Raw genomic sequence first — 16347 nt, 5'->3', positions numbered from 1 at the left:
CCCGGTCGGTACTCGGCCTGTGCCGAAAGCAGAATTTGATGGAGAAAGTCATGAGTGCATCACAAAGCGTTGGCCCACAGGCCTTGCCCGCACTGCAGGAACAAGTGGAACAAATCATTGCCGAAGCCAAGCGTCAGGGCGCCAGCGCCTGCGAAGTAGCGGTATCGCTGGAGCAGGGCCTGTCGACCTCGGTTCGCCAGCGGGAAGTCGAAACAGTCGAGTTCAATCGCGACCAGGGTTTCGGCATTACCTTGTACGTCGGCCAGCGCAAAGGCTCGGCCAGCACCTCGGCCAGCGGCGCGGACGCCATTCGCGAAACCGTCGCGGCGGCGCTGGCGATTGCCAAGCACACCTCTGAAGATGAAAGCTCGGGCCTGGCTGATGCTGCGTTGATGGCCAAGGAGCAGATGGATTTCGATCTGTATCACGCCTGGGACATCACCCCGGAGCAGGCCATCGAAAAAGCCCTGCTGTGTGAAGCGGCTGCGTTCGATGCCGACAGCCGGATCAGAAATGCCGATGGCACCACGCTCAGCACGCATCAGGGCTGCCGTGTCTACGGCAACAGCCATGGGTTCATCGGTGGTTACGCGTCGACCCGGCACAGCCTGAGCTGCGTGATGATCGCTGAAGGCGAAGGCCAGATGCAGCGTGATTACTGGTACGACGTGAGCCGCCAGGGCGAACTGCTCGCCGACGCCCAAAGCATCGGCCGCAAAGCCGCAGAGCGTGCAGCAAGCCGTCTGGGCGCGCGGCCGGTGCCGACCTGTGAAGTGCCGGTGCTGTTTTCCGCAGAATTGGCCGGTGGTCTGTTCGGCAGTTTCCTCGCGGCAATTTCCGGCGGCAACCTGTACCGCAAGTCTTCCTTCCTCGAAGGCGCCATGGGCCAGCGGTTGTTCCCGGAATGGATGACCATCGATGAGCGTCCGCACTTGATGCGCGCCATGGGCAGTTCGGCCTTTGACGGGGACGGTCTGGCGACGTACGCCAAGCCTTTCGTCGAAGGCGGCGAGCTGGTTTCCTACATCCTCAGCACCTATTCGGGCCGTAAGCTGAACCTGCCAAGCACCGCCAACGCTGGCGGCGTGCACAACCTGTTCGTCACCCACGGCAGCGAAGATCAGGCAGCGCTGGTGCGTCGCATGGGGCGCGGCCTGCTGGTCACTGAGCTGATGGGCAGCGGCTTGAACATGGTTACTGGTGACTATTCTCGTGGCGCGGCGGGTTTCTGGGTCGAGAACGGCGAAATCCAGTTCCCGGTCCAGGAAGTCACGATTGCCGGCAACATGCGCGACATGTTCAAACAGATCGTCGCGGTCGGTAACGACCTGGAGCTGCGCAGCAACATCCGCACCGGTTCGGTATTGATCGAAAAAATGACGGTTGCGGGTAGCTGACCACGATTAGTTCGCACTGTAGGAGCCAACTTTGTTGGCGAGGCAATGTTTGTCTCGTCAACAAGTTGGCTCACATCAAACACACCTAACCATTTGAATTTAAACGCTATTCGTTGGAGCGAGGATTGCCCGCGAAGAACGATAACGCGGTAGGTGTGGCCTACCGAGGCGCCTGATTCGCGGGCAAGCCTCGCTCTAACAGATCTCTATCCACTCCCCCTCAGGGTTGTTTTGATTCTCAATATCATTTAATAATGAATATCATTACGTAAATGAGATGAGTTTCATGCGTCCTGCCTTGCACGCGTTGCCGCCGCACCTGGAAAACTGGCGCGCCTTGAGCCTGAGAGTTCGTTGCGCCCTCGATCCCGACGAGCCGCGATTGATCGACCATTACCTGGCCGAAGGCCGCTATCTGGCGCGTTTCACGGCCACGCCTCGCGCAATGATCGCTGAAACCTCCTTGCGCACCTTGCTGGATACCGCCCGCGACACGGTTCTGCCCTGGCATTGGCGCTGCTTGTGCGTCGATCAGGCCTGGCGCCCGCTGCGCGACCTGCAGGCGCTCGCCAGGTCTTGCGCAGAACAGCAACGCGTCCACGCGCTGGCCCGGCAACTGGCGACCTGCGTACTGCAACCCTCGATTTCTCTTACTGAACTGGTGCAAGGATATTCCGATGAGTAATACCCGTATCGAACGCGACAGCATGGGCGAATTGCAGGTGCCGGCCGAGGCTCTGTATGGCGCGCAGACTCAGCGTGCGGTGAATAACTTCCCCATCAGCAATCTGCGCATGCCGGCTCAATTCGTCCGGGCCTTGTTGCTCGCCAAAGCGGCTGCGGCCCAGGCCAATCTCGAGCTGGAGCAGATTTCCGAAGCGCAGAGCTCGGCCATCGTCACTGCCTGCAAGGATCTGCTGGCGTCGGATTACATGGCGCACTTCCCGGTGGATGTGTTCCAGACCGGATCCGGCACCAGCACCAACATGAACGCCAACGAAGTCATCGCGACCCTGGCGAGCCGTGTTCTGGGTGAAACGGTCAACCCGAACGATCACGTGAATTGCGGGCAAAGCAGCAATGACATCATCCCCACCACGATTCATGTCAGCGCGGCGCTGGCGCTGCACGAGCAATTGCTGCCAGCGCTGAGCCATCTGGTCGACGTGATCGAGCGCAAGGCTGTCGAGGTTCATCCGTTCATCAAGACCGGCCGCACGCACCTGATGGACGCCATGCCAGTGCGCATGAGCCAGGTATTGAACGGCTGGGCGCAGCAGATCCGCGCCAATATCGAACACCTGCAAGCTTTGCTGCCAAGCCTGCAAGCCCTGGCGCAAGGCGGCACGGCGGTGGGCACGGGGATCAACGCGCATCCTGAGTTCGCCAAACGTTTCAGCACGCACCTGAGTCGTCTGAGCAACGTTGAGTTTGTGCCGGGCAAGGATTTGTTCGCGCTGATCGGCTCGCAAGACACCGCCGTCGCGGTATCCGGCCAGCTCAAAGGCACGGCGGTGTCGCTGATGAAAATCGCCAATGACCTGCGCTGGATGAATTCCGGACCACTGGCGGGTTTGGGTGAAATCGAGCTGGAGGCCTTGCAGCCGGGTTCGTCGATCATGCCTGGCAAGGTCAATCCGGTAATCCCGGAAGCCACCGCCATGGTTGCCGCGCAAGTCATCGGCAACGACGCAGCCATCACCGTCGCTGGCCAGTCGGGAAATTTCGAACTGAACGTGATGTTGCCGATCATTGCCCAGAACCTGCTGAGCAGCATCGAGTTGCTGGCCAACTCCAGCCGTCTGCTGGCCGACAAAGCCATCGCCACCTTCAAGGTCAACGAAGCCAAGCTCAAGGAAGCGCTGTCGCGCAATCCGATCCTGGTGACCGCCTTGAATCCGATCATCGGCTACCAAAAGGCCGCCGAGATCGCCAAGACCGCCTACAAGCAGGGGCGGCCGATCATTGATGTCGCGCTTGAACATACCGACTTGCAGCGTAACCAGCTGGAAACGCTGCTCGATCCGGAAAAACTGACCGCTGGCGGGATCTGACGCTTGCCAGCCACCGCTTGAGGAGTCGCGCCATGGAGCACTGGAAACGCACTATCGAACATGCCAATCGCTGTTTCAATCTCGGTGAGCTGGTTGACGCCCGTGAGTTGTATCTGCAGGCGCTGGCGCTGGCTCAAGTGTTGTTCGACCGCTGGCCGAACCCTGACGAAGCCGTGGCGGCGTGCGTCATTTCCCATCACAACCTGGCTGACCTGCACCTGAGCCTGAAACAGCCGGAGGAGAGCGCGGAATACCTCTGCGCGATCCACCAGCGATTACTGCACGTCATGCAGGACGCGCATTTTACGTCTGCGTTGCGCAAAGCGGCCCTGCGCCACAGCAGCAAAACCTACGCCGAACTGCTGAATTTCATCAGTGAACACGGCGAATACCCTCGGACCCATCGGCTGCTGAGCAGCGGCGGCGAGCACGCGCGGGTGTCATTGCAGCGCAACGCCGCCACCACTTTCGGCCATTCCCACGGAGTACATTGATATGCCGTTTACCTTGCCTGCATTGCCTTACGCCTACGACGCCCTGGAACCGCACATCGATGCGCAGACCATGGAAATCCACTACACCAAGCATCACCAGACCTACATCAACAACCTCAATGCTGCCGTCGAAGGCACCGAATGGGCTGAATGGCCAATCGAGAAGTTGGTGGCAGCGGTGCAGCAGTTGCCGGAAAAACTGCGCCCGGCAGTGATCAATCAGGGCGGCGGACACGCCAACCATTCGCTGTTCTGGGCGGTCATGACACCCAAAGGTGGTGGTTTGCCTGAAGGCGATGTTGCCAAGGCCATTGATGAGCAACTGGGTGGTTTCGAGCAGTTCAAGGATGCGTTCACTAAAGCCGCGTTGACCCGCTTCGGCAGCGGCTGGGCCTGGCTGAGTGTCACCCCTGAAAACAAGCTGGTGGTCGAAAGCAGCGGCAATCAGGACAGCCCGTTGATGAACGGCAATACGCCAATCCTGGGCCTGGATGTGTGGGAGCACGCTTACTACCTGCGCTATCAGAACCGCCGCCCGGAATACATCAACGCGTTTTATAACGTCATCAACTGGGCCGAAGTCTCCCGGCGTTACCAGGCCGCTCTGGCCTGATTTTCCACCACCGATCCAAGGCAGTTTATGCGCACGGAAATAGTCACGATCAGCAGCGGGCGCCTGTTTCGCCTTGCATTGGGTTCAATTCTGCTGCTGGCCGGCACGGCGCTGTTGGTCTCGCAAGGTTTGAGCTGGTTGAGCCTGGAGCCGCGTTTGATGCGCGCCCTTGAAGGCGGCGCAATCTGCGCCTTGGGCACTGCGTTGGGCGCGGTGCCTGTGCTGGTTATCCGCAACATGCCGGTGGCGGTTTCCGATGGCCTGTTGGGCTTCGGCGCCGGAGTGATGCTGGCCGCGACGGCGTTTTCGCTGATCGTGCCTGGCCTGAGCGCCGCTGAAAGCCTTGGATATTCTCCTTGGGGCGCGGGCGGCATGGTCAGCCTGGGAATCTTTCTCGGCGCGATTGGCCTGTTCGTGGTCGATCACAGCGTCTCGAAAGGCTCGCCGCTCAGTGGCTCGGAACTGCCGGCCATTGCGCCACGCATCTGGCTGTTCGTCATCGCGATCATTGCCCACAACATTCCGGAAGGCATGGCCATTGGTGTTTCTGCGGGGGGCGGTCTGCCCGATGCCGACAGCGTGGCGATGGGTATCGCCATTCAGGACGTGCCGGAAGGGCTGGTTATCGCATTGGTACTGGCAGGTGCCGGGATGTCACGCTTCAAGGCGTTCCTGATCGGCGCTGCATCCGGGCTGGTGGAGCCGGTGTTCGCCTTGCTGTGTGCCTGGTTGGTAGCCATCGCCGAGTTGTTGCTTCCGCTGGGCCTGGCCTTCGCGGCGGGGGCCATGCTGCTGGTGGTGACCCAGGAAATCATCCCGGAATCCCGCCGCAACGGGCATGACAAGATTGCCAGTCTTGGGCTGATCTCCGGCTTTTGCCTGATGATGGTGATGGATACCGCGTTGGTCTGAACACGTCATCGATGAATGCGTGCGGGGATTCGTCCCCCTGCATCGGGAAAAACCCCTTATAATCCATGGTTTTTATCCTTCGACGCGAGAGTCCCCGTGAGCTTACCTGCCTGCCCGAAATGTAATTCCGAATACACCTACGAAGACGGTGCGATGCTGATCTGCCCGGAATGCGCGCACGAATGGTCCGCCCAAGGAACTGCCGAAGCCGCCGACGACGTGAAGGTCATCAAGGATTCGGTCGGTAATACCCTGCAAGACGGCGATACTGTCACCGTTATCAAGGACCTGAAAGTCAAAGGCTCTTCGTTGGTGGTCAAGGTCGGCACCAAGGTCAAGAACATCCGTCTGGTCGACGGCGATCACGACATCGACTGCAAAATCGACGGCATCGGCGCCATGAAGCTGAAGTCGGAGTTTGTGAAGAAGGGCTAAGCTTCCCCGGCTGTTGACGCTTTACTGAGCTTCAACGCCGTCGCCGATGTGTAATCCGAAGTTCGCGAGGACTTCGGATTTTTCATATCCGGCGTACGGAGTTTGCAGATTTTTCCTTCAAGTGGCGTAAGTACAATACCTATCCGCGCTTTAGCGAGCCCACTTGAGTCGCGCGACGCTGCCTCAAGGAAATCCTGGACAGCCAATAGGGTCATTTTTGAAAAGGTTTGCGTTTGTAAGCGCCGCCGCCGAGCGGGAATACAAGGATCTGCCGGAAAATGTGCAGGATGAATTCGGCAAAGATCTGAGAAGGATTCAGTTTGAACAGGAACCACGACTGGCTATCAAGCAGCTTGTTGATTCCGTTGGCGCTGGCGTGATCGAGCTGATCATTAACGGCAGCCCGGCGTACCGCTGCCTTTATATCGCCAAATATGCCGAAATGGTCGTCGTCCTGCACTCGTTCGTAAAAACGACGAATAACACCGATAGGCATGCGATGACGGTTGCTACGCTCAGGCTTAAGGAACTCAAAAGCGAGTTGCGAGGTATGGGATACCGGCTTTAAGCCTGCCTGGAAATCACAATTTGAGGTGAGGCATCGATATCCGACGCTGACATTGTGAAATTGGCGCGGAAGCCCAACCTGTCGAGCATATCTATCATGGCGTCGATAGTGAATTTTTCGATTTTGCCGTTAGCCAGTTCCGAAACTCGCGACTGAGTCAAACCCAGCCTGACCGCCGCTTCGCTTTGCTTGAGACCCAACTTTTTAATGCAGTTGGTGATGAAGATCGAGAGATCCATCTTGAGTGCCATCTTGCTGGCAGCTTCTTCATCATGGGTCACGTGAAAAGGGCTGTCGTGAAATTGAAGCGCCATAACATGCCTCTACAGAATATCTTAAATTTAAGATAAAATAGTAGCTGCGACGCAATGAGCTGGCAAGGAAAAATATTGTTGACCTTACAGCAGCGATCTATTCACCCTCATCAAACTTGTTGTCAATCAGCTCGACCAGGCCATCCAGCGCAGCGTCTTCCTGTTCGCCTTCGGTAGACAGGTGGATCTCCGTGCCTTTGCCGGCGGCGAGCATCATGACGGCCATGATGCTTTTGCCATCGACCATGCTTTCAGGCGAACGGCCGACTCTGATCTGGCAAGGGAATCTTCCGGCCACGCCGACGAATTTGGCGGCGGCGCGGGCGTGCAGGCCGAGCTTGTTGATGATTGTTATTTGACGAGCGGGCATCGCAGTGAAAGTCCTTTCAGCTTAGGTCGCGGTGACGGACCTGAACGTTCTTGAGGGATTGATGCAGGACCTGGCCGAGGCGCTCGGTCAGGTAAACAGAGCGGTGGTGCCCGCCGGTGCAGCCAATGGCAATGGTGACATAGGAGCGATTGCTGGCAGCGAAGCGGGGTAGCCATTTGTTGAGGTAGGTGAAAATGTCCTGGAACATTTCCTCGACGTCGGGCTGCGCAGCAAGGTAGTCGATAACTGGCTGGTCGAGGCCCGACTGTTCGCGCAGTTCCGGCTTCCAGTAGGGATTGGGCAGGCAGCGGACATCGAAAACCAGATCGGCATCCACCGGCATGCCGCGCTTGAAGCCAAACGACTCGATCAGGAATGCAGTGCCCGGTTCCGGCTTGTTCAGCAGGCGCAGTTTCAGCGTGTCGCGCAGCTGATAGAGATTCAGGTGCGTGGTGTTGATCTTCAGATCGGCCAGATCGATGATCGGGCCCAGCAAGGTGGTTTCGTCCCGGATCGCCTCGGCGAGCGAGCGATTTGCGGTGCTCAGCGGATGGCGGCGACGGGTTTCAGAGAAACGCTTGAAGAGGGTTGCTTCGTCAGCGTCCAGATACAGCACATCGCACTGAATGTTACGCGAGCGTACTTCTTCAAGCATTTGCGGGAAGCGGGTCAGGTGGCTTGGCAGATTGCGCGCGTCGATGGAAACGGCAAGCAGCGGCTCAGCCAGTTCCGTATTGATCAGCGCGCGCTCAGCAAGCTCAGGCAGCAGGCCGGCGGGGAGGTTATCAACGCAGTAGAAGCCGCTGTCCTCCAATACATCCAGGGCCGTACTCTTGCCGGAGCCTGAACGGCCACTGACGATAATCATGCGCATGGTTAATGCCCGTTCTGCTCGTCCAGTACCACCTGATAAAGCGCTTCATTGCTTTCGGCGCTGCGCAGGCGGTCACGCACTTCTTTGCGATCAAGCATGCTGGCGATTTGGCGCAACAGCTCCAGGTGTGCATCGGTGGCAGCTTCCGGGACCAGCAGGACAAACAGCAGGTCCACAGGCGCACCATCAATGGCATCGAAATCAACAGGTGCGTCCAGGTGCAGCAACGCACTGATGGGCGAGTGACAACCCTTCAGGCGACAATGCGGGATGGCGATGCCATTGCCAAAGCCGGTAGAACCGAGTTTTTCTCGGGCAACAAGGCTTTCGAACACGGTTTGCGAATCCAGATCAGGCACTTCTCTGCCGATCAGATTGGCAATCTGTTCAAGTACGCGTTTCTTACTGCCGCCCGGCACGTTCACGAGTGAACGGCCAGGGGTCAGGATGTTTTCGAGTCGGATCATGGGTTGGGAGTGTTAGCGAGCTGTCGCACCTTTAAGGATGTTCTGCTGCTTTTCCTTATGCTTTAGCAATTGTCGGTCCAGCTTGTCAGTGAGCAGATCGATCGCCGCATACATGTCGTCATGTTCTGCGTTAGCTACGACCTCCCCACCGTGGATATGCAGCGTGGCTTCGATCTTCTGTTTCAGTTTCTCGACCGCCATCGTTACCTGCACATTGGTAATCTTGTCAAAATGCCCCTCGAGCTTCTTGAGTTTCAGCTCGATGTATTCGCGCAGGGGCTTGGTCACTTCTAATTGGTGTCCACTGATGTTGACTTGCATACAGCTTCTCCTTCGTTGCCAGTGCATAAAGAGGCAGGTTGAAATACCTGCCACTGGAACGCTATGGCTTCAGGCGGGGCTGCATAAAAACGGGTGCGGGCTTGGCTCGCTACGTTTTACACGGCCTCGATCGTCATATCAGTCGCTTGCGCTCGCTCGATGGCGCGATCCCAAGTGATTCGCGGTATTTAGCAACTGTGCGGCGAGCTACCTGAATGCCTTGTGCCTCCAGTAAACCAGCGATCTTGCTGTCACTCAACGGCTTTTTCTGATTTTCCGCTGCAACCAGTTTTTTGATGATCGCGCGAATCGCTGTGGACGAACACTCACCGCCCTCGGAGGTGCTTACGTGGCTCGAAAAGAAATATTTCAGTTCGTAGATACCACGTGGCGTATGCATGAATTTTTGCGTGGTCACGCGGGAAATCGTCGATTCGTGCATGCCGACCGCTTCAGCGATGTCATGCAGGACCAGCGGCTTCATCGCTTCGTCGCCGTATTCGAGGAAGCCGCGCTGATGCTCGACGATCTGCGTGGCGACCTTCATGAGTGTTTCGTTGCGGCTCTGCAGGCTCTTGATGAACCAGCGGGCCTCCTGCAACTGATTGCGCATGAAGGTGTTGTCGGCGCTGGTATCGGCGCGGCGTACGAACCCGGCGTATTGCGGGTTCACGCGCAGGCGAGGGACCGACTCTTGATTAAGTTCAACCAGCCAGCGCTCGTTATCCTTGCGCACAATGACGTCGGGGACGACATATTCGGCTTCGGCGGATTCGATTTGCGAGCCCGGCCGTGGGTTGAGGCTCTGCACCAGTTCGATGACCTGGCGCAGCTCGTCTTCCTTGAGTTTCATGCGACGCATCAGCTGGCCATAGTCGCGACTGCCCAGCAGGTCGATGAAGTCGCTGACCAGACGCTGGGCTTCGGCGAGCCAGCGGGTCTTGGCAGGCAGTTGGCGCAGTTGCAGCATCAGGCATTCGCTGAGATTGCGCGCGCCGATACCGGCGGGTTCAAACTGCTGGATGCGGTGCAGAACGGCTTCGATCTCATCAAGCTCGATATCGAGTTCGGGATCGAAGGCGTCGAGAATTTCTTCGAGTGTTTCGTCCAGATAACCCTGATTGTTGATGCAGTCGATCAGCGTCACGGCAATCAGGCGATCAGTGTCGGACATCGGCGCCAGGTTCAACTGCCAGAGCAGGTGGCTCTGCAGGCTTTCACCGACGGATGTGCGGGTGGTGAAGTCCCATTCGTCGTCGTCATTGCTGGGCAGGCTGCTGGCGCTGGTCTGATAAACGTCCTCCCAGGCCGTGTCGACCGGCAGTTCGTTGGGAATGCGCTCGTTCCATTCGCCTTCTTCCAGGTTGTCGACCGTCGGGGCGGGTTCCTGATATGTCGGCTCCTGAACATCAGGATTTGGCTTTTGCTCGATACTGTCAGCCAGTGGATCGGCGTTGTCGAAATCGTCGCCTTCTTCCTGGCGTTCCAGCATGGGGTTGGATTCCAGCGCCTCTTGAATCTCCTGTTGGAGATCCAGAGTCGACAGCTGGAGTAAGCGGATGGCCTGTTGCAGCTGCGGTGTCATCGTCAGCTGCTGGCCCATTCTCAAGACTAGCGATGGTTTCATGGCTGGGGCTAACACCTTATTCGCCGGCGCACGTGCGCCATCCACTATCAGGGCGCCGGGGCGCCTACATAAGCAAATTATATGCCTGAAACCGAAGTGTTTGCCTAGAGTGTGATGGCAATTAATGCATCATCATTGAAAGCACTCGGGCATTGCTCGCTTGGGGAAGCGGGACACCGCAGCAATTACAGGCGGAACTCGTGACCGAGGTAAACCTCTTTCACCAGCTGGTTAGCCAGAATGGTTTCCGAATCGCCTTCGGCGATCAGTTGCCCATCGTTGACGATGTAAGCGGTTTCGCAGATATCCAGGGTTTCGCGGACGTTGTGATCGGTGATCAGAACGCCGATACCCTTGGCTTTCAGGTGATGAATGATCTGCTTGATATCCCCTACCGAAATCGGGTCCACGCCGGCGAAGGGTTCGTCGAGCAGGATGAATTTCGGCGAAGTGGCCAGCGCGCGGGCGATTTCCACCCGGCGACGTTCACCACCGGACAGGCTCATGCCCAGGTTGTCGCGGATATGGCTGATGTGGAATTCCTGCAACAGGCTTTCCAGTTCTTTGCGGCGCGCGGTGCCGTCCAGCTCCTTGCGGGTTTCAAGGATCGCCATGATGTTGTCGGCTACCGAAAGCTTGCGAAAGATCGATGCTTCCTGGGGAAGATAACCGATACCTGCGCGCGCGCGGCCGTGCATCGGCTGGTGGCTGACGTCCAGGTCGTCGATCAGGACGCGGCCCTGATCGGCCTGAACCAGGCCAACGATCATGTAGAAGCAGGTTGTCTTGCCGGCACCGTTAGGCCCGAGCAGGCCAACTATTTGCCCACTGTCGATCGACAGGCTCACATCGCGTACGACCTGACGGCCCTTGTAGCTTTTAGCCAAATGCTGGGCTTTCAGCGTCGCCATTTACTGGGCCTTCTGCTGGTCGGTTTTCTTTTTCGGCTGGATAACCATGTCGATACGCGGACGAGGTGCGGTGACCTTGTTGCCATTGGCACGGCCGGCGCTGACGATCTGCTTCACGGTGTCGTAGACGATTTTCTCGCCTTCGGACGTGTTGCCGTCATTGATGACCTTGGCCTTGTCGATCAATACGATGCGATCCTGCGCCGCGTAGTATTGAATGGTGATCGCGTAGGCCTGAACGATTGGCTTGTCCACCGAGGGCTTCTGCTCGTAATAAGCCAGGTTGCCAACGGAGGTGAACACGTCGACTTCGCCCTGAGCGTTACGGGTAATGGTCACGGTGTTGCCGGTGATCTTCATCGAGCCCTGCGTGATGATGACGTTGCCCTTGTAGGTGGCCACGCCTTTTTTGTCATCAAGCTGCGCATCGTCAGACTGAATGTGGATCGGTTGATCGCGGTCAGTCTGCAGGGACCAGGCGCTCGCGCTTCCCAGTGCTGCGCCCAGGCCGAGCAATAAAGGAAGGGTTTTAACGAGCCTCATACTGTCCTCTTACGTTGGACAGCAGGTCCATCCTGCCGTCGTTCAAATACGCTTTCATTCCCTTGGCCGTGGTCACACCGCCCGCGCCGTCGATTCTAACGGCTTGCTCGGTCTGCGCATATTGCTTCTGTGGGAATACGGTCATTCGACTACTGGTGATAATGGTCGTACGGTTTTTATCGTCGGTTCGTGCTACGCGAACCGAATCGATCAATTCGACCTGAGTGCCGCCAGGGGATACTTCACCTTGCTTGCTCTGGATGTGCCACGGATAAAGCGTGCCGCGATACATTTGCAGGTCCGGCGTGGTCAGCAACGTGACATCGGTGGCCTTCAGGTGCTCGACCTTGTCTGCCGTCATCTCGTACTGCAGCTTGCCATCCGGCAGGTACTGAACGCTGTGGGCGTTGATCGCGTAGAAATCGATGGCGCTTTCGTCCACCGCCGTCACGGGCTGATCCATGAAGCTTTCAGGGCTGATATTCCAATAACCGGCAGCGGCGAGCAGTACTGCCAGCACACCGAAGATCAGAAACGAACGAATTTTTTTACTGAACATAAATGGCTTCTATAAGTAGGCGGCGTGGGCTGCTTCAAGGTTGCCCTGGGCGCTGAGAATCAGTTCGCAGAACTCGCGAGCCGCGCCTTCGCCGCCACGTGCCTTGGTAACGCCATGGGCATGTTGCTGTACGAAACCGTTGGCATTGGCAACTGCCATGCCCAGTCCGACACGACGGATGACCGGCAAGTCTGGCAGATCATCCCCCAGATAAGCGACCTGTTCGTAACTCAGATTGAGCTGGCCGAGCAATTCATCCAGCACAACCAGCTTGTCTTCACGACCCTGATACAGGTGCGCGATGCCCAGATTGCTGGCTCGACGCTCTACAATCGGGGTCTTGCGGCCGCTGATGATAGCAGTGGTGACGCCGGAGGCGATGAGCATCTTGATGCCCTGGCCGTCCAGCGTATTGAAAGTCTTGAATTCGCTGCCGTCTTCCAGGAAGTAAAGGCGGCCGTCAGTCAGCACGCCATCGACGTCGAAAATCGCCAGCTTGATGTTCTTGCCGCGTTGCAGCAAATCAGTGGTCATGGTCACGTCTCCCATTACATGACGCCCGCGCGCAGAAGATCCTGCAAGTTGAACGCGCCGACGGGGTGGTCATTTTCGTCGACGACGATCAACGCACCAATCTTGTGGTCTTCCATGATTTTCAAGGCTTCGGCCGCCAGCATCTCGGGGCGCGCAGTCTTGCCATGGAGCGTCATGACTTCATCAATGGTCGTCAGGCGGATGTCGATAGGGCGATCCAGCGTGCGGCGCAAATCGCCATCGGTGAATATCCCCGCCAGTCGTCCATCGGCTTCCAGAATCGCGGTCATGCCCAGGCCCTTGCGGGTCATTTCCATCAATGAGTCACGCAGCAGTGCGCCACGCTGTACCTTGGGCAATTCGTCGCCGGTGTGCATGACATGCTCGACCTTGAGCAGCAGCCGTCGGCCCAGCGCGCCGCCCGGATGGGAGAAGGCAAAATCCTCGGCAGTGAAGCCGCGTGCTTCCAGCAAGGCGACGGCCAGCGCGTCACCCATCACCAATGCCGCCGTCGTCGATGAGGTCGGGGCCAGGTTCAGCGGGCAGGCTTCGTGTTCAACGCGGGCGTTCAGGTTGATGTCGGCGGCCTTGGCCAGCGTCGATGCCGGATTGCCCGTCAGGCTGATCATCTTGATGCCAAGACGCTTGATCAGCGGCAGCAAGGTAACGATTTCGGCGGTGGTGCCGGAATTGGACAGCGCCAGGATGATGTCATCGGCGGTGATCATGCCCATGTCGCCATGGCTGGCTTCAGCCGGATGCACAAAGAACGAGGTGGTGCCGGTACTGGCCAGGGTGGCGGCGATTTTCTTGCCGATGTGCCCGGACTTGCCCATGCCGACCACGACAACCCGCCCTTTACTGGCAAGAATCATCTCGCAAGCGCGAACGAAATCTGCATCAATATGACTGAGCAAGCCTTCTACGGCTTCTAGTTCGAGGCGAATGGTGCGTTGTGCTGACTGGATCAGGTCGCTGGACTGGCTCATGGGGAAAATCGTTCGGCCTTCTAAAAGGCAGCGATTATAACGGTAATGCGTGATTCCCTCACGCTTGATCGTCACACTTTGTTGTCAAACCCGTGAACACATCCGCAACTGCCTACAACTTTGTAGGAAACGGCGCAAATTATTTGTAGTGATATTGATTCCTCCGGTTCTCGCTTGGGCAGCGTGATAGTGCAGTGGTATAGTTCGCGGCCTGTTCGGCCCACCTAGACAGCATGCCTCCCGCCAAGGGATCAGGCAGCTGAGAGTGAGTCTGTAGCGCAAGGAGCTTTGATGAGTGCCGATAACGCCTACGCGATCGAGCTGAAGGGCGTTTCCTTCAAGCGCGGTACGCGCAGCATCTTCGAAAATGTCGATATTAGTATTCCCCGTGGCAAAGTCACCGGCATCATGGGGCCTTCGGGCAGTGGCAAGACAACCCTGCTGCGCCTGATGGGCGCACAACTGCGCCCGTCTGCCGGCGAAATCTGGGTCAACGGCCAGAACCTGCCCAAGCTGTCACGCAGCGATCTGTTTGATGCACGCAAGCACATGGGCGTGCTGTTTCAAAGCGGCGCCTTGTTCACCGACCTCGACGTGTTCGAAAACGTGGCATTTCCCTTGCGTGTTCATACCGAACTGCCGGAAGAAATGATTCGTGACATTGTTTTGCTTAAATTGCAGGCAGTGGGGCTGCGCGGTGCAATCGAATTGATGCCGGACGAGCTTTCCGGTGGCATGAAGCGGCGTGTAGCGCTCGCGCGGGCAATCGCGCTGGATCCGCAGATCCTCATGTACGACGAGCCTTTCGTGGGCCAGGACCCGATTGCGATGGGCGTCCTGGTGCGGCTGATCAAGCTGCTCAACGATGCGCTGGGGATCACCAGCGTTGTCGTTTCCCATGATCTGGCTGAGACCGCCAGCATTGCCGATTACCTTTATGTGGTGGGCGATGGCCAGGTGCTGGGGCAGGGGACTCCGCAAGAGCTGATGGGCTCGGACAACCCTCGTATCCGACAATTCATGACCGGCGATCCAGACGGCCCCGTGCCGTTTCATTATCCGGCGCCGGATTATCGCGAAGATCTTTTGGGGAAGCGCTGATGCGCAGCAAGTCTTTACTAGAGCGGATACGCCTGCTTGGGCGCGCCGCTATCGATATCGTCACTGTATTGGGACGATCAGGGATTTTTCTGGTCCATGCCTTGTTCGGCCGTGGCGGGATCGGTGGCAGCTTTCAATTGCTGGTCAAACAGCTGCATTCGGTCGGCGTCATGTCCCTGGCGATCATTGTCGTCTCTGGCATGTTCATTGGCATGGTGCTGGCACTGCAGGGTTTCAGCATCCTCTCCAGCTATGGCTCGGAACAGGCCGTTGGTCAGATGGTGGCATTGACCTTGCTACGTGAACTGGGGCCGGTAGTGGCTGCGTTGCTGTTCGCCGGGCGTGCGGGTTCCGCGCTGACCGCCGAGATCGGCAACATGAAGTCCACCGAGCAGCTGTCCAGTCTGGAAATGATTGGTGTCGATCCACTCAAGTACATCATTGCACCGCGCTTGTGGGCCGGGTTCATCTCCTTGCCGATCCTGGCCATGATTTTCAGCGTGGTCGGCATCTGGGGCGGCTCCTGGGTTGCCATTGACTGGCTCGGCGTTTATGAAGGTTCGTTCTGGTCGAACATGCAGAACAGCGTTTCTTTCACCGGTGACGTGGTCAACGGTGTCATTAAAAGCATGATTTTTGCGTTTGTGGTGACCTGGATCGCCGTGTTCCAGGGTTACGATTGTGAGCCCACGTCAGAAGGGATCAGTCGCGCCACTACCAAAACCGTCGTATATGCCTCGTTGGCCATACTGGGCCTGGACTTTATCTTGACCGCCTTGATGTTTGGAGATTTCTGATGCAAAACCGCACCATCGAAACCGGTGTCGGCCTGTTCCTGCTGGCCGGGATACTGGCTTTGCTATTGCTGGCCCTGCGCGTCAGTGGCCTGAGCGGCAGCGCCACCAGCGAAACGTATAAACTTTATGCAAATTTCGACAATATTGCCGGTTTGACTGTCAGAGCCAAGGTAAGCATGGCCGGCGTCACGATTGGCAAGGTGACGGCGATCGATCTTGATCGCGATACCTTCACCGGTCGGGTGACCATGGAGCTCCAGAAGAAAGTCGATAACCTTCCTGTGGATTCCACTGCGTCGATCCTGACTGCCGGTTTGCTGGGTGAAAAATATGTGGGTATCAGCGTGGGCGGCGATGAACGTCAGCTCAAGGATGGCGGTACTATCCATGACACGCAGTCGTCGCTGGTGCTGGAAGACCTGATCGGAAAATTCCTGCTCAATACCGTGAGTAAAGACGCCAAATGA

General features: G+C 57.6%; 22 protein-coding genes. 11 read left to right on the top strand and 11 right to left on the bottom strand.

The window, feature by feature from the left end:
• Nucleotides 1-50 precede the first annotated feature (50 nt).
• The 8 genes from pmbA (at nucleotide 51) to AABC73_RS24040 (ending at nucleotide 6473) form a co-directional block, all read left to right on the top strand.
• On the top strand, nucleotides 51-1397 hold the full coding sequence (gene pmbA / locus AABC73_RS24075; protein ID WP_341521257.1) for a metalloprotease PmbA: 1347 nt from the start codon (nucleotides 51-53) through the stop codon (nucleotides 1395-1397).
• Between the two features lie 286 nt (nucleotides 1398-1683).
• Nucleotides 1684-2082 carry a FagA protein gene (locus AABC73_RS24070; protein ID WP_341521256.1) on the top strand — a complete coding sequence of 133 codons (399 nt, stop codon included), beginning with the start codon at nucleotides 1684-1686 and terminating at the stop codon, nucleotides 2080-2082.
• Nucleotides 2075-3451 (top strand): class II fumarate hydratase, encoded by a 1377-nt coding sequence (locus tag AABC73_RS24065; RefSeq protein ID WP_341521255.1) that lies wholly within the window; start codon nucleotides 2075-2077, stop codon nucleotides 3449-3451. Before AABC73_RS24070 ends, AABC73_RS24065 begins: the two co-directional genes overlap by 8 nt.
• A 32-nt stretch (nucleotides 3452-3483) precedes the next feature.
• Nucleotides 3484-3945 carry a hypothetical protein gene (locus AABC73_RS24060; protein WP_341521254.1) on the top strand — a complete coding sequence of 154 codons (462 nt, stop codon included), beginning with the start codon at nucleotides 3484-3486 and terminating at the stop codon, nucleotides 3943-3945.
• Nucleotide 3946: 1 nt separating this feature from the next.
• Complete coding sequence (locus AABC73_RS24055) at nucleotides 3947-4558, top strand: superoxide dismutase (RefSeq protein ID WP_341521253.1); 612 nt, start codon at nucleotides 3947-3949, stop codon at nucleotides 4556-4558.
• Between the two features lie 27 nt (nucleotides 4559-4585).
• Nucleotides 4586-5470, top strand: coding sequence for a ZIP family metal transporter (locus AABC73_RS24050; RefSeq protein WP_341521252.1), 885 nt, complete (start codon nucleotides 4586-4588; stop codon nucleotides 5468-5470).
• 96 nt (nucleotides 5471-5566) lie between these two features.
• Nucleotides 5567-5905 (top strand): zinc ribbon domain-containing protein YjdM, encoded by a 339-nt coding sequence (locus AABC73_RS24045; protein WP_341521251.1) that lies wholly within the window; start codon nucleotides 5567-5569, stop codon nucleotides 5903-5905.
• 163 nt (nucleotides 5906-6068) lie between these two features.
• Nucleotides 6069-6473: a type II toxin-antitoxin system RelE/ParE family toxin gene (locus AABC73_RS24040; protein WP_341521250.1), complete on the top strand. Its 405-nt coding sequence runs from the start codon at nucleotides 6069-6071 to the stop codon at nucleotides 6471-6473.
• On the opposite strand, the gene AABC73_RS24035 is transcribed toward AABC73_RS24040, so the two are convergent.
• The 11 genes from AABC73_RS24035 to AABC73_RS23985 form a co-directional block, all read right to left on the bottom strand.
• Nucleotides 6470-6787, bottom strand: a complete 318-nt coding sequence (locus AABC73_RS24035) for an XRE family transcriptional regulator (RefSeq protein ID WP_020292911.1) — start codon at nucleotides 6785-6787, stop codon at nucleotides 6470-6472. The two genes, AABC73_RS24040 and AABC73_RS24035, sit on opposite strands and share 4 nt — an antisense overlap.
• 97 nt (nucleotides 6788-6884) lie before the next feature.
• Nucleotides 6885-7157: an HPr family phosphocarrier protein gene (locus AABC73_RS24030; RefSeq protein ID WP_331150858.1), complete on the bottom strand. Its 273-nt coding sequence runs from the start codon at nucleotides 7155-7157 to the stop codon at nucleotides 6885-6887.
• Between the two features lie 16 nt (nucleotides 7158-7173).
• Nucleotides 7174-8031: an RNase adapter RapZ gene (gene rapZ / locus AABC73_RS24025; RefSeq protein ID WP_020292915.1), complete on the bottom strand. Its 858-nt coding sequence runs from the start codon at nucleotides 8029-8031 to the stop codon at nucleotides 7174-7176.
• A 2-nt stretch (nucleotides 8032-8033) separates the two neighbouring features.
• Entirely contained in the window at nucleotides 8034-8498 is a 465-nt protein-coding gene (gene ptsN / locus AABC73_RS24020) for a PTS IIA-like nitrogen regulatory protein PtsN (RefSeq protein WP_065832887.1), read from the bottom strand.
• A 12-nt stretch (nucleotides 8499-8510) separates the two neighbouring features.
• The gene (gene raiA / locus AABC73_RS24015; RefSeq protein ID WP_065832888.1) at nucleotides 8511-8819 is read right to left on the bottom strand and encodes a ribosome-associated translation inhibitor RaiA; all 309 of its coding nucleotides are present in this window, start codon (nucleotides 8817-8819) and stop codon (nucleotides 8511-8513) included.
• Nucleotides 8820-8952: 133 nt separating this feature from the next.
• Entirely contained in the window at nucleotides 8953-10446 is a 1494-nt protein-coding gene (locus AABC73_RS24010; protein WP_341521249.1) for an RNA polymerase factor sigma-54, read from the bottom strand.
• 185 nt (nucleotides 10447-10631) lie between these two features.
• Nucleotides 10632-11357, bottom strand: a complete 726-nt coding sequence (gene lptB / locus AABC73_RS24005; RefSeq protein ID WP_341521248.1) for an LPS export ABC transporter ATP-binding protein — start codon at nucleotides 11355-11357, stop codon at nucleotides 10632-10634.
• On the bottom strand, nucleotides 11358-11900 hold the full coding sequence (gene lptA / locus AABC73_RS24000; RefSeq protein WP_341521247.1) for a lipopolysaccharide transport periplasmic protein LptA: 543 nt from the start codon (nucleotides 11898-11900) through the stop codon (nucleotides 11358-11360).
• Nucleotides 11887-12459 (bottom strand): LPS export ABC transporter periplasmic protein LptC, encoded by a 573-nt coding sequence (lptC, locus tag AABC73_RS23995; protein WP_341521246.1) that lies wholly within the window; start codon nucleotides 12457-12459, stop codon nucleotides 11887-11889. The genes lptA and lptC overlap by 14 nt, the downstream gene beginning before the upstream one ends.
• A 9-nt stretch (nucleotides 12460-12468) precedes the next feature.
• Nucleotides 12469-12993, bottom strand: a complete 525-nt coding sequence (gene kdsC / locus AABC73_RS23990; protein WP_341521245.1) for a 3-deoxy-manno-octulosonate-8-phosphatase KdsC — start codon at nucleotides 12991-12993, stop codon at nucleotides 12469-12471.
• A gap of 14 nt (nucleotides 12994-13007) precedes the next feature.
• On the bottom strand, nucleotides 13008-13982 hold the full coding sequence (locus AABC73_RS23985) for a KpsF/GutQ family sugar-phosphate isomerase (RefSeq protein WP_341521244.1): 975 nt from the start codon (nucleotides 13980-13982) through the stop codon (nucleotides 13008-13010).
• Nucleotides 13983-14273: 291 nt separating this feature from the next.
• Between AABC73_RS23985 and AABC73_RS23980 the strand changes: the two genes are divergently transcribed.
• From AABC73_RS23980 to mlaD, 3 genes are read left to right on the top strand one after another with little or no spacing between them, the layout of a single operon-like run.
• On the top strand, nucleotides 14274-15083 hold the full coding sequence (locus tag AABC73_RS23980; RefSeq protein ID WP_341521243.1) for an ATP-binding cassette domain-containing protein: 810 nt from the start codon (nucleotides 14274-14276) through the stop codon (nucleotides 15081-15083).
• A complete protein-coding gene (mlaE, locus tag AABC73_RS23975) occupies nucleotides 15083-15880 on the top strand; it encodes a lipid asymmetry maintenance ABC transporter permease subunit MlaE (RefSeq protein WP_331148769.1) in 798 nt (265 codons plus the stop codon). The genes AABC73_RS23980 and mlaE overlap by 1 nt, the downstream gene beginning before the upstream one ends.
• On the top strand, nucleotides 15880-16347 hold the full coding sequence (gene mlaD, locus AABC73_RS23970) for an outer membrane lipid asymmetry maintenance protein MlaD (protein WP_341521242.1): 468 nt from the start codon (nucleotides 15880-15882) through the stop codon (nucleotides 16345-16347). The genes mlaE and mlaD overlap by 1 nt, the downstream gene beginning before the upstream one ends.

Source organism: Pseudomonas sp. G.S.17, from assembly GCF_038096165.1.
In the GTDB taxonomy this organism is placed as follows: Bacteria; Pseudomonadota; Gammaproteobacteria; order Pseudomonadales; family Pseudomonadaceae; genus Aquipseudomonas.
Note: the sequence above shows the minus strand (reverse complement) of the source record. Positions and strands in the feature narration are given on the sequence as shown.